This is a genomic window from Rhizobium sp. SL42 (genome assembly GCF_021729845.1).
In the GTDB taxonomy this organism is placed as follows: domain Bacteria; phylum Pseudomonadota; class Alphaproteobacteria; order Rhizobiales; family Rhizobiaceae; genus Allorhizobium.
The window spans coordinates 907,484-920,144 of record NZ_CP063397.1; the positions used below are offsets into that span (position 1 = coordinate 907,484).

Annotated in this window: 13 protein-coding genes; 7 read left to right on the forward strand and 6 right to left on the reverse strand. The window is 62.7% G+C overall.

Features of this window, described 5'->3' with window-relative positions; genetic code table 11:
• Positions 1-111: 111 nt before the first annotated feature.
• The 3 genes from IM739_RS04135 (at position 112) to IM739_RS04145 (ending at position 1,851) form a co-directional block, all read left to right on the forward strand.
• Positions 112-699 (forward strand): helix-turn-helix domain-containing protein, encoded by a 588-nt coding sequence (locus IM739_RS04135; protein WP_237370972.1) that lies wholly within the window; start codon positions 112-114, stop codon positions 697-699.
• 142 nt (positions 700-841) lie between these two features.
• Positions 842-1,360 (forward strand): GNAT family N-acetyltransferase, encoded by a 519-nt coding sequence (locus IM739_RS04140; RefSeq protein ID WP_237369959.1) that lies wholly within the window; start codon positions 842-844, stop codon positions 1,358-1,360.
• A gap of 116 nt (positions 1,361-1,476) precedes the next feature.
• Positions 1,477-1,851, forward strand: coding sequence for a hypothetical protein (locus tag IM739_RS04145; protein WP_237369960.1), 375 nt, complete (start codon positions 1,477-1,479; stop codon positions 1,849-1,851).
• A 92-nt stretch (positions 1,852-1,943) separates the two neighbouring features.
• Here the strand turns inward: IM739_RS04145 and IM739_RS04150 are convergent, their stop codons facing one another.
• The 3 genes from IM739_RS04150 to IM739_RS04160 form a co-directional block, all read right to left on the reverse strand.
• Positions 1,944-3,188 (reverse strand): MFS transporter, encoded by a 1,245-nt coding sequence (locus IM739_RS04150; protein WP_442981090.1) that lies wholly within the window; start codon positions 3,186-3,188, stop codon positions 1,944-1,946.
• A 139-nt stretch (positions 3,189-3,327) separates the two neighbouring features.
• Positions 3,328-3,951 (reverse strand): TetR/AcrR family transcriptional regulator, encoded by a 624-nt coding sequence (locus IM739_RS04155; RefSeq protein WP_237369961.1) that lies wholly within the window; start codon positions 3,949-3,951, stop codon positions 3,328-3,330.
• Positions 3,952-4,081: 130 nt separating this feature from the next.
• Entirely contained in the window at positions 4,082-5,146 is a 1,065-nt protein-coding gene (locus tag IM739_RS04160; RefSeq protein ID WP_237369962.1) for an alpha/beta hydrolase family protein, read from the reverse strand.
• Between the two features lie 301 nt (positions 5,147-5,447).
• Here IM739_RS04160 and IM739_RS04165 point away from each other — a divergent pair, with 301 nt between their 5' ends.
• Together IM739_RS04165 and IM739_RS04170 are read left to right on the forward strand one after the other, a co-directional pair.
• The gene (locus IM739_RS04165) at positions 5,448-6,476 is read left to right on the forward strand and encodes a histone deacetylase family protein (RefSeq protein WP_237369963.1); all 1,029 of its coding nucleotides are present in this window, start codon (positions 5,448-5,450) and stop codon (positions 6,474-6,476) included.
• Between the two features lie 81 nt (positions 6,477-6,557).
• The gene (locus tag IM739_RS04170) at positions 6,558-7,553 is read left to right on the forward strand and encodes an alpha/beta hydrolase family protein (RefSeq protein WP_237369964.1); all 996 of its coding nucleotides are present in this window, start codon (positions 6,558-6,560) and stop codon (positions 7,551-7,553) included.
• A gap of 56 nt (positions 7,554-7,609) precedes the next feature.
• On the opposite strand, the gene IM739_RS04175 is transcribed toward IM739_RS04170, so the two are convergent.
• Positions 7,610-8,722: a TRAP transporter substrate-binding protein gene (locus tag IM739_RS04175; protein ID WP_237369965.1), complete on the reverse strand. Its 1,113-nt coding sequence runs from the start codon at positions 8,720-8,722 to the stop codon at positions 7,610-7,612.
• A gap of 151 nt (positions 8,723-8,873) precedes the next feature.
• Positions 8,874-9,368, reverse strand: a complete 495-nt coding sequence (locus IM739_RS04180; RefSeq protein ID WP_237369966.1) for a group III truncated hemoglobin — start codon at positions 9,366-9,368, stop codon at positions 8,874-8,876.
• A 228-nt stretch (positions 9,369-9,596) separates the two neighbouring features.
• Here IM739_RS04180 and mbfA point away from each other — a divergent pair, with 228 nt between their 5' ends.
• A complete protein-coding gene (gene mbfA / locus IM739_RS04185) occupies positions 9,597-10,580 on the forward strand; it encodes an iron exporter MbfA (protein ID WP_237369967.1) in 984 nt (327 codons plus the stop codon).
• Between the two features lie 83 nt (positions 10,581-10,663).
• Positions 10,664-11,899, forward strand: coding sequence for an MFS transporter (locus IM739_RS04190; RefSeq protein ID WP_237369968.1), 1,236 nt, complete (start codon positions 10,664-10,666; stop codon positions 11,897-11,899).
• Here the strand turns inward: IM739_RS04190 and IM739_RS04195 are convergent.
• A complete protein-coding gene (locus tag IM739_RS04195) occupies positions 11,896-12,513 on the reverse strand; it encodes a transglutaminase-like cysteine peptidase (RefSeq protein WP_237369969.1) in 618 nt (205 codons plus the stop codon). The two genes, IM739_RS04190 and IM739_RS04195, sit on opposite strands and share 4 nt — an antisense overlap.
• Between the last annotated feature and the right edge of the window lie 148 nt (positions 12,514-12,661).

Below are 12,661 nucleotides of genomic sequence, written 5' to 3' on the forward strand. Positions count from 1 at the left end.
CGTCCGGTCACATCCTGCAGGCGGCCAGCCAGCTGCTCGCCAGCCAGCTCCAGTCACGCGCTGAAGGGAGCAGAGTTGACTCCATGATAGGAGTATATGTATTCTCTGATAATGGAAATTGGTGGTGAACAGTTTGAGAAAACGGTGGCCGAGCGGCTGAAGTCGTTGCGGGCGGAACGTGGCCTGACGCTCGATGCGCTGGCGGACCTGTCCGGCGTCAGCCGGGCGATGATCTCGCGTGTCGAGCGCGCCGAAGCGAGCCCGACGGCGGCCTTGCTGGCGAGGCTCTGTTCGGCGCTCGGCGTTTCACTGTCGGTCTTTTTCGACAATGACTGCCGGCAGCCACGGCCCTTGGCCCGCCGGGCGGACCAGCCGCTCTGGCGCGATCCCGATAGCGGCTACCTGCGCCGCGCGGTGTCGCCGCCCGCTACAGGCCGGGGCGCCGGCAGCGCTGTCGATATCATCGAGGTCGAATTTCCGGCCGGCGCCGAGGTTCGCTTTCCCGGCCGGCTTTCCAGCCGCAGCCAGACCCAGCATGTCTGGGTATTCGAAGGCGAGATCGTGATGCATGTCGGCGAAGATGTCTATCATCTCTCGGCCGGCGATTGCCTGTTCATGAACGTCGCCGATGTGCATGGCTATCGCAATCCGGGACCGATCGCCGCCCGCTATGCGGTGGTCGTCAATCTGGGCGGGTAGAGCATTTCCGGCGAGAACGAGGGTCGCCTTCAATGCTTATATCTTTGTTTTTATGCAATTCGCAACGCAAAACCGGTTCCCGCCTTTGCCGGAATCGCTCTTGTCGTCTTTCACCCATCAACGCCAGCATCAGGACAACACCATGACCGCCATCCGCCTGCTCGACGAAACCGAAACGCTGCGGGTCTTGCCCGATCTTTGCGAGGTGTTGGCCGATTGCATCGAAGGCGGCGCATCCGTCGGCTTCATGTCGCCGTTTGCACCATCCGACGGCGTGCCGTTCTGGCAGGCCGTCGCTGCGGCCGTCGGCCGTGGCGAAGTGCTGCTCTATTTGGCCGAAGTCGATGGCAGGGTCCGTGGCACGGTGCAGATCGGCTTTGCCAGCAAGCAGAACCAGCCGCACCGCGCCGACCTGATGAAACTGCTGGTGCATCGAAGCGCGCGCGGCCTGGGTCTGGCGCGGCTGCTGATGGCGGCCGCAGAGCAAGGTGCTGCCGAGGCCGGACGCACCCTGCTGGTGCTCGATACGGCAACCGGCGAGCCGGCGGAAAAGATCTATGAGAAGCTCGGATGGCAGAGGACAGGCGTCGTACCGGCCTATGCGCTGTTTCCCGATGGCCGCTTCTGCGACACCACGATCTTCTACAAGCAGCTGGGTTGAGCGCAGATCGGGCAACGTGTACCAAAAATTGCCACGCCTGGAGCGCGGCGGTCCCCTTCTCAGTCGCAAGCCGTGTGATAGTGTCCCCGAACCAATTTAGTTTAGGGATCAATAACATGCTTTTGTCTAAGGGCCGCTCCTTGCGGCTTGCAGTGCTGGCGCTCGCAGCCCTGGTCGCGGCACCGGTTCTGGCCGCCGATGTCACCTTCGTCATGAAGAACGACCATCCGAATGCGGTCGAGGTCGAGCTCTACAGCCAGGATCGCGACCATGTCTGGCCGGGCGATGGCGAAGTCTATTATCTCGACGACGGTGAAGCGAAGAACATCTCGCTGGCCTGCGAGGAAGGCGAGAAGATCTGCTACGGCGCCTGGATTTCCGGCGACCGCGCCTCCTATTGGGGCACGGGTCCAGACAATGGCGAAACTTGCACCGATTGCTGCTACACCTGTTCCGGTGGCGAAACACAGCAGATCAATCTGGTCGAATAAATCCGAATACGGCGGGGGCCGGGGGCAAGGGCGATTTTCGGGGTCATGGACCTCAGGAAATCGCCCTTTTCTGTTTGAACTGGTCCGAGAGTTTATCCTTTGCGCTTTTCCGTGGTGAACACGGCCAGTGCCAGGACCGGCAGGGCAAGGCCGATCATCGAGGCGAGCGACCAGGCACCGGAGGCGAAGGCCCATGCGCCGAGCGCCGAGCCGATGGCGCCGCCGGTAAAGAAGATCGCCATGAACAGCCCGTTCAGGCGGCTGCGCAAGTCAGCGCCGAGTTCGTAGATCGATCGCTGTCCGGTGACCAGCGTCATGGTCACGCCGAAATCGAGCAGGATGGCGGCAAAAGTCAAGAGCGCCAACGCCAGGCTCGATCCTTCCGGTGCGATATGGGTAATCAGGAAGGCGACGGCGACGCTGATCAGGCCGAACGCGGTGGCCGGGCGCACGAGGCCGCGGTCAGCAAGCCGTCCGGCAATCGGCGAGGCGATGGCACCCGCAACGCCGGCGAGCGCAAACAGCGCGATCCCGCCCTGGGAGAGGCCGAAGGCCGGGCCTGAGAGATAAAGCGGCGTCACTGTCCAGAACAGGCTGAAGGCTGCGAATTGAAAGGCCTGGTAGGCGGCGCGGCGCTGCAGCACCGGCTGGGTGGCAAGCAGTCGGCCCATCGAGCCGATCAGTTGCAGATAGCTGAGTTTCGCAGCAGGTGCGCGGCGCGGCAGCCGCGTCCAGAGCAAGGCGGCCAGCGCGACCATGACCACGGCCGAGAGATAGAACATGGTGTGCCACGAGAAGAGGTGGGCAATCACGCTCGCGACCGGTCGCGCCATCATGATGCCGAGCATCAGACCGCTCATGACATTGCCGACGACACGCCCGCGCACCGCGTCGGGCGCCAGATTGGCGGCAAACGGCACGATCATCTGCACGGCGACCGAACCCAGTCCGATCGCAAGCGATGCGGCGAGAAACGGTCCCGGCGTGGTCGAAAGCCCGGCGGCGATCAAAGCAAGCGTGACGAGGCCGATCATGCCGACGATCAGCCGGCGGTTCTCGATCAGGTCTCCGAGGGGAACCAGCAGCAGCAGGCCGATCCCGTAGCCGATCTGGGTCAGGGTGACGATCAGCCCGGTGGCTTCGACCGGAAGGCCGATGGCGGCGGCGATCGGCCCGGCAAGCGGCTGCGCATAGTAGAGGTTGGCGGCAATCAGGCCACAGGCCGCAGCCATCATGAATGTCATGCCGGCTGACAGGCCTGACGATGGGGCCGAAGACGGGTCCATCGTCTGGACGCTCGACGGAAGCAGTTGGGCGGGGGTGGACGGGAGGGTCATTGAACGTGTCCTTGGGAGGGAAGGGCGAGCGAGGGGACGGCAAGGCAAGATGCATTCAGTCAGGCAATGCCGGGCAAGGGGCCGGAGGTTAGGGGCGGAGCGGCAGGGGACGGCGAGGTGCCTGAAACCGATCCGTCGGTCATTCGAGCAGCCGGAGCACGGTTTCCGCCGAGGCAAGCGTCTGGCTCTCGAGCGCGGCCGTCTTGCCGGCGATGCGAATGCCTTGGAGATAGGAAAACAGCGCAAGCGCCGTTGGTGCGGGTGCAAGCTCGGGCCGGATAGAGCCATCGGCCTGACCTTCGCGAATGAAAGCCTCAATCCGTTCGACGAGCCGGCCGTTGTGCAGGCTGACCCGCTCGGCGATCTGCGGATCGGACAGCGTCAGTTCGACGGCGGCGCCGATCGCCAGGCATCCCCGCCGGCCGGTCTCGCCACAGGCGGCCATGGCGTAGAAGCCGACCACGCGCGATAGCTTTTCGCGGCCGTTGCCGGCCGTATCCAGCGCTTCGTCGAGCAAATCGGCGCGGACCTGCTTGTAGCGATCATAGGCCGCGATGAAGACGTCGCGCTTGTCGCGGAATGCCTTGTAGATGCTGCCGGCGGTCAGGCCCATGGCCGACTTCAACTCGCTGATCGAAGTGCCGTGATAGCCTTTTTCCGAAAAGATCCTGATGGCGGCATCGAGTGCGTCATTCATGTCGAATTCGCGTGGACGTCCGGGGGGGCGTGCGGGGGAGCGGGTGGCGGTGTCCGGGATGGTCATTGACTGAGCCGATTAAATAGGAAACGATCGTTTCCAAATAGTCGCGGAAAGCGCGTCCGTCAAGTGCCCTATCCCGGGACGGCGCATGGCATGGCGACACCTCGCCGCCATGTTTCCCTCCGGTGCTTGCTCAGTCGCCGTCCTTCAGCATGCGCGCAAAGGCTTGCCCGATCTGGTCAACCAGTTCGGCATGGATATCGGCGCGCGACCGTTCGGGGCTCTCGCCGCAGATCGGATCCGGTTCGCCGATCTGTTTCAGCATTGCGGCAGAACCCGGTTTGCAGAGCGGCAGGAAGCTGAAATGGTCGGCCTTCTCGATCTGCCTGTATGTCGCACCGGGCGTTTTTGTCGCCAATTCATCCGAAAGGACGGCGACGGGAATTTCACCGCTGCTGCCGAGATTGATGAATGCGAGCGGGGTATCGATCGCGGCGAGACTGGCCGGCACAAAGCTGGTGGCAAGGCCCGGATCGACCAGCACGGCCACGTCGATGCGCGGATCGCGGTTGGACTGTTCGAAGCGCCGGCGATCGATGCTGCGCAGGTCGAGAGGCGGCACCTTGATCTCTTCGTCATTGACGAAACCGCGCCCGCCTTTGAACCATCGGCAGTCCATCATCGCGGGATAGCTGTCGCAATAGGCAATGTAGGCATCAAGACTTGCCCTTGCGCCGGCAATTTCCATCGCCGCCGTGCCGCCAAGCGAAAAGCCCAGAACCCCGACCCTGGCGGGATCGACCACGCCGTGCCAGGCCTTGTCGGTGGTGAAACCGTCGAGAACTGCGGACAGGTCCTCGGTTCGCTCCCAGATTTTCGGTGTCGCTTCAGGGGTGGAATCGCCGCTTGAAGTGCCCGGGTGGTCGGGACCGGCGACGACAAAGCCCGCCTCGGCGAGCGCCGTTGCGATCCAGGCCATGCCAAGGGCGCGAGAACCGGAACCGTGGGAGAGCAGAATGAGCGGGAAATCACCCTTGGCCGGCATGGCATCGCGCAGCACCTCGGTGCCCTCGAAGATGCGATTGTCGCCGGCGGTCATACGTTGACCGCCGGAGGCCGCCGGATACCAGACAGTGACGGCGAGCGGTTTGGTCCGGGCGGGTGCGGCAATGGCGAGCGTTTGAACGCCGACAGGCTGACCGGCAAAGGCAGCGCCGCCGGCAAGTGCAAGGGTGAGCATGGCAAGGATGGAACGCATCGGAACCTCGTTCGAGTTGGAGAACGGGGATGTCTTGCGACCGATCGACGCCAGAGACGCCCCGGATCGCGATCGAGAACGTCCTAGATCGCGATCCGGTCCTCGAGCTTGACCCGGTCCTGAAACGTGACTGGCAGCCGCCCGGCCGCCATTCGAACGATCGTCGGCACGAAGAGCGACAGGCAACAACTTCTGGTCAGATGATCGAAAATATCCCCGCTTCCCTTGCCGACCCGAAGGACCTGACGCTAGGCTTGGAAAAACCAAGATTGGGCGAAGGTCCGGCAGATGGGGAACAGGAATGCGCGTCTTTTATTCGGAAAAACACAAGCTCCGCGATGCACGGACCGAGATGCATGGCGGCTTGCTGGTCAAGCCGTTCGAGGGACCGTTCCGGGCTGAATGGATCCTGGTCGCGGTCAACGAGGCAGGCTTTACCGATGTCCTGCCGCCGACGGAGCATGGACTGGAGACGGCGCTGAAGGTGCATGACGCCGGCTATCTCGATTTTCTCGGCACCTGCTGGGAGCGCTGGCAGGCAGCCGGTTTTGAGGGCGAGGCGATCGCGACGTCCTTTCCCTGCCGGCGCAGCCAGATTGGCCGGGTTCCCCGCCATATCGACGGTGCGCTCGGCTATTATGCCAACTCGGCCGAAACCGCGATTTCGGGCGGCACTTTCGAGGCGGCCGTCGCCTCGATGGATGTGGCGCTGTCGGGCGCCGACTGGCTGAACGCCGGCAACCGGTTTGCCTTTTCGCTCTGCCGCCCGCCCGGCCATCATGCCGGCATCGACCTGTTCGGCGGCTATTGTTTCATCAACAATGCGGCCGTGGCCGCGCAGCGGTTGATCGACCTCGGCGCCCGCAAGGTCGCCATCCTCGATGTCGATTTCCATCACGGCAACGGCACGCAGGACATCACCTATCGCCGCGACGATATCTTCTTTGCCTCGCTGCATGGCGAACCGGCCGATGCCTTCCCCTATTTTCTCGGCTATGCCGACGAGACCGGCGAAGGGGCGGGCGAGGGTCTGAATGCCAATTATCCGCTGCCGTCCGGCACGCCGTTCGGCATCTGGTCGGCGGCACTCGCCGACGCGCTACGGCGCATAACGGCCTATGGCGCCGAGGTCATCGTTCTTTCCCTTGGTGTCGACACCTTCGAGCAGGACCCGATCAGCTTTTTCAAGCTGAAGACGCCGGATTATATCCACATGGGCGAAATGATCGCCAAAACCGGCATTCCGGTGCTGACCCTGATGGAGGGCGGCTACGGCGTGCCGGAGATCGGGCTCAATGTCGCCAATGTCCTGAAAGGCCTGGAGGGCTGACGACACGATGATCGCAACGGATCGCGGCGGTTTTGTCCGGTGGAATGCCTCTGCCTCTCCCTCTATCTGCGCAGGTGATGCGTGACAGTCGGTTATCGGGAAGGCCAGAGCTTCGACGCAACCCGGCAGAACTGGGATGCGTCCGGCATCAGGCCTTTGTCCTGGACGGCCTGGTATCCGGCGGCAAGGGGCGCGACGGCCGCGGTTCCGACCGAAGTGTCGTGGTTCATTCAGGAGCCAGTCGCGCGCGATGCGGCGATCGCCGCATCCGCCATGCCGCATCCGCTGGTGCTGTTGTCGCATGGCAGTGGCGCGAGTGCGTCTGCAATGGCCTGGCTGGCCTATCGGCTGGCGGAGCGGGGATATGTCGCCATTGCCGTCGATCATCATGGTCATACCGGCAGCGAACGATACCGGGCCGAAGGTTTTCTCTGCCTCTGGGAACGCGCCGCCGATCTCGTCGCGCTGCTGGACGATCCCTCATGGCGTCGGTCGCTGGGCGGGACGATCGATCATCGCGCCCATGTTGCCGGCTTCTCCGCCGGTGCCTATACGGCACTGCAGCTGATCGGGGCACGGATCGCCTATTCGCAGTTCGAGCCGGACAATCCGGTCAAGAGCAAGGTGCGCGGCCCGCGGGAATTTCCCGACCTGATCGACCGGCTGCCCGAGCTTCACGCCAATCCGGTCTTCCGCAAGTCCTGGGAGCGCAGGCGCAGCGACTTTTCGGATCCGCGCTTTCGATGCGCGATCGCCATTGCGCCGGGGCGCTCGGTGCTGGGCTATGCCGTCGAAAGCCTTGCGGCCATGTCCCGCCCGGTCTTTATCATCGGCGGTGATGCCGATGACATCGCGCCGCCATCCGAGTGCTGCGACTGGCTGGCCAGTCACATTCAGGGCAGCACACTCGACATCATGAATGGCGGAATAGGTCACTACACCTTCCTGCCGGAGGGATCGAACATCGGAACGCAACTGTCTCCGGACCTGTTCCGGGACGCAACCGGCGTCGATCGGCGTGCCGTGCATGACGCGGTCGCAATGCGGATCGCGGACTTCTTCGACGACGTGCCGTAAATGCAGACGGCCCGCTTTGGGCGGGCCGTCGCAAGCGTCAATGCAGCAATCGGGGCCTACAGATTGCCCTGGCGCTGCTGGATCATCTGATAGGTGTCGAAGCTGTAGTCGGCGATCTGTGCCCAGAGATAGGCGTCCTGCTTGAAGGCCTGCTGGCTGTCGAACAATTTCTTGAAGTTTTCGTTCTTGGCGCTCAGTTCGGCATAGGTCTCCTTGGCTGCCTTGTGGCAGACATCGAGAATTTCCGATGAGAAGGCGCGCAGCTGGGCACCATTGGCGACGAGTTCGCGCAGCGCCGTGGCATTCGATGCGTCGTAGCGGGCAAGCATGCGCGCATTGGCGGCGGCGCAGGCGTCGGTCAGAATGCGCTGATAGCTTTCCGGCAACTCGTTGAACTTGTCGAGATTGAAGAAGGCATGCACGGTCGGACCGCCTTCCCACCAGGCCGGATAGTAGTAATACGGCGCAACTTTGTAGAAGCCGAGTTTCAGGTCGTCATAGGGGCCGACGAATTCGGTGGCGTCGATCGTGCCCTTTTCCAGTGCCGGATAGACATCCGAGCCGGCGATCTGCTGCGGTGTCACACCGACCTTGCTCATCACGTCGCCGGCGAGGCCGGCAATGCGCATCTTCAGGCCCTTGAGGTCGTCGATGGTCTTGATTTCCTTGCGATACCAGCCGCCCATCTGGGCACCGGTATTGCCGGCGGGAAGCGCGTAGAGCTTGTGGCCGGCGAGGAACTCGTTGAGCAGCTGGTTGCCGCCGCCGGCGGTGAACCAGGCATTGGTCATGCGCGCATTGAGACCGAAAGGCACGGCGGTGCCGAGCGCGAAGGCCGGATCCTTGCCGATATAGTAGTAGCAGCAGGTATGGGCCATTTCGACCGTGCCGGCGGTGACGGCATCGGCAGCCTGCAGCGGCGGGACGATTTCACCGGCGGCAAAGACCTGTATCTGGAACTTGCCGTCGGTTGCCTTCGATACGCTCTCGGCGATGTCTGTGGCCGCACCGAAGATGATGTCGAGGCTCTTGGGGAAGGACGATGTCATGCGCCAGGTTATCGTCGGATTTTCCTGGGCGATGGCCGGAGTGGTGAGGGCCGGGCTGGCGAGCGCGGCGGCGCCCATGCCGGCAACGCCGGCCTGCGTGATGAATTGACGGCGGTTCATTGATCTCTTGCCTTGCATGTTTCCAAATCCCTCAGCTCCCGGCTGCGGTCTAATGGTGCAGGGCGGGGGGTGCAAGTCGAAAAGCTCGTAATCTTGTCCAAAGGGTAACCGGAATATCGCGCTTCTTGCGCATTTTTGCGTTTTTGCGCAATCAGTTGGATTTGGACGCGGATGGAGCTGGGGATCGAGATGGACGGTTCGGATCGTCCAGGGCCGGATTGTAGAACAGGGACAGGACCAGGCTCCTGGCGATGCGTTCGGCGCTGGTGATGAACCAGTCGCCTGCCTCCCGCGAGGCGCCGATATCGCGCAGCGTCATGGCAAACAGCTGCAGCCACTGGCCGAACAGGTCCTCCGCCATGCCGTCGACGCCATGATGTGCCTGCACCGGTTTGCCGCCATAGGCGCCGGTCTTGAAGGCGATCGATGACCAGAAGGATTTCATCTTGACCATGTGCTCCGGCCAGCGTCCCGACAGACGGGTCTCGAACACCGGGCCGAGATTGGGATGTTGCCGGATGCGATCGTAGAATGTGTCGACCAGACGGTCGATGAAAGCCTGGTCGACGCCCATGCGGGCCATATCGGCTTCGGCCCGCGCAATGATGTCTGCCCGGTTTGCCGCGCGGCCACTCAATTCCGTCATGTCCTGAACTCCTTGTCGGCGGCAGCGATGGACCACTGTCCTTGTCGAGGCCCCGTCGGCGCCGTCCGCCCAGTGTCAGTGTCAGTGTCAGTATCGACGTCGGCGTCGGTGTCTTGCCGCCCCTGTTTCACCGATCTTGCGCCTTTGGTCAAACCCGATCGCCTGCGACTTGACCACGCAGGGCCGCTGCGATAGTTATTTAGAATAATTCTAAACAGGATCACAGCGATGAGATTGTCTGCCTTTGCACCGGCCAAGCGGCCATTCGACAGCCTGAGCGAGCAGGAAATCCTTGCCCTGGCGATTTCGTCTGAGGAAGACGATGCACGGATCTATCTGGCCTATGCGGACCAGTTGCGCGCCGATTTCCCGCAATCGGCCAAGGTCTTCGAGGACATGGCGGAGGTCGAGCACACCCATCGCAACATGCTGATTGACATGCATCGGGAGCGTTTCGGCGAGCGCATTCCGCTGATCCGGCGCGAGCATGTCCGCGGTTTCTACGACCGCAAACCCGACTGGCTGCGCAAGAGCCAGACGCTGGAGCAGATCCGCGCCGAGGTCGAGCGCATGGAGGAGGGCGCGTCCCGCTTCTATCGCACGGCCCTGCAGCGCACATCGGATGCCGGGATCCGCAAGCTGCTCGGCGATCTGGCGCTGGCCGAGGAGGGCCACGAGCAAATTGCCGCGATGCTGGAAGAAAAGCATGTCTCCGGTGATGCAAGGGTCGAAGAGGACGATACGGTTCGTCGGCAGTTCATCCTGACCTATGTCCAGCCGGGTCTTGCCGGGCTGATGGACGGCTCGGTCTCGACGCTCGCGCCGATCTTTGCCGCAGCCTTTGCCACCGGCGATACGTGGCAGACATTCCTGGTCGGTCTTTCCGCCTCGGTCGGTGCCGGCATTTCGATGGGCTTCACCGAAGCGGCCCATGACGATGGCAAGCTGTCCGGCCGCGGCTCGCCGATCAAGCGCGGCCTGGCCTCCGGCATCATGACGGCCCTTGGCGGGCTTGGTCATGCGCTGCCCTATCTCATTCCGCATTTCTGGACGGCGACGGTCACGGCCGCCATCATCGTGTTCTTCGAGCTTTGGGTGATTGCCTTCATCCAGAACCGCTACATGGAAACGCCGTTCTGGCGAGCCGCCATGCAGGTGGTGCTGGGCGGCTCCTTGGTACTGGCGGCCGGTGTGCTGATCGGGCATGGATGAGGCCCAAGCTCGACCTATCGGTTGACGTCGAGGGCGGTCGCGATGTCATCTGGCTGCCATGCAGCTGACGTAACTGGATCCGTATGAAGGCTTCTCCCTCGACCATCGGCCTAGGTGTCTCGATGACCATCGGTTACGGGACGCTCTACTACTCGTTTTCCGTTCTGGCGCCGCACATCGCCGGCGAGTTCGGCTGGGACGAAAGCTTTGTCTTTGCCATTTTTTCGCTGGGTCTGCTCGCCGGCGCCGTCTCGGCACCGATTGTCGGCCGCCAAATTGATCGCTTCGGTGCGCGATTGGTAATGAGCCTCGGTTCGCTGTTTGCCGCGCTTGCCTTGGTGCTGCTCGCCCTTATGCAGAACGCCTGGCAGTTTGCGGCGATAGCGCTTGCCGCAGAATTCGTCGCGATCGCCGTGCAGTATGACGCCGGATTTGCAGCCCTTGCCCAGAGACATGGTCGAAAGGCCCGCGCCGAAATTACCCTGGTGACACTGATTGCCGGGTTCGCTTCGACGATCTTCTGGCCGCTGTTGCAATGGCTCCTGACATGGATGAGCTGGCGCGACGTCTATCTCGTGCTGGCTACGATGAACCTCTTGATCGCGCTGCCGATCCATCTGGCCATGCCGAAGGGGGTGTCTGCGCGTGCTGACGATGGCAGGGCCAAGGCGCTGCCGGAGCGTCACGACGAAGCCAAGGTCGAGGCTCAAGAGATGCGGCCTCGGCCGGCGCCGGCAGGCGACCGGCGGCCAATGGTCTTGATGGCGATCAGCTTTGCCGGCGGCGGGTTTGTCATGTCGGCGATCGGCGCGGCCTTGCTGGTCCTGCTCGGGGATCTCGGCTTTGCCGCCGCGACCGCGACCTTTGCCGCAAGCTTCATCGGCCCGTCGCAGGTTGGTGCGCGGCTTTTCGAATATCTCCGTCGCAGTCTGTTTTCACCACCGCTGACGGCGGTCATAGCCGCCGTTGCGATCACGCTTGCCATGGCCCTGCTATGCCTGACCGTGGTCGCGCCCTGGCCGATTGCCATTTTTGCCTTTGCCGTGGTCTACGGCATCGGGCAGGGCCTGACGTCGATCGTGCGCGGCATGCTGCCGTTGCATTATTTCGGTCCCGACGGCTATGGCCGTCGCACGGGCGCGCTTTCGGGCATCCGCATGGTCCTGTCGGCGGCGGCGCCGTTTTCGATCATCTTGCTGAATGAAAGACTGGGGCCGGCCGCAGCGCTCACCTGTCTTGTGCTTGTTGCGGCCGTCTCGACCATTGCCATGCTGGCTTTGGTCAGGCTTGATACGCGGCTGCGGCCGCAATCGTCCTAGCGCAGGGCGCCGACCAGAACATCGGCATTGCCGTTTTCGATCGTTACCCAGCGGCCGGTATCATAGCTCGCTTGACGCTTCAGATAGGTGTAGCGCGTTTCGTTCCACAGCTTCACCTCGTCATTGAGGTTGTCGAGGATGAAGTCGCCAGCCTGGGTGCGCACGCTGAGAACGGCATGGCCTTCGCCATCGGGCTTGCGCACCACGGTGATCAGCAGATCGGCCGCGGAAAAGCCGGCGGCCATCAGCTTGGCACGCTTCAGGAGGACGAAATCTTCGCAGTCACCGACATCGGTCGGATAGGCCCAGACTTCGTCGCGGCCGTAGATTTCGATGTCGGTCATCGGCGTGATCGAATGATTGACCGTTGCATTGATCTCGCTGATCACGCTCCAGCCGTGATCCGTGACCTTGGGCACGGAGCCGGGGCGGCTGCGCACGGCGCATTCGGCGGGATTTGCCTTGCAGAATTCATAGTGACCGATCGGCTGCGAGGTGATGCTGCCGGTGATCATCGAATTGAGGGGCTTCGGCGCGCCATAGCCGAAATCAGCCGGTGCCATAACCGCCACCGCGATGAGCAGCGCCTTGATGGCGCGCGAACCGTTCATCATGAAACTGTCCCCTGTATCGTTAACGAAAAGTTAAGATTGGCAGGGGTCGTGAGTCAATCGCGCCGAGGTTCGAACCTTCGCAATTCCGTGAGTATGGTTAAAATGCGACACATCTAACCAGCGCCGGATGCAAAGGTTCCCGAGAAGC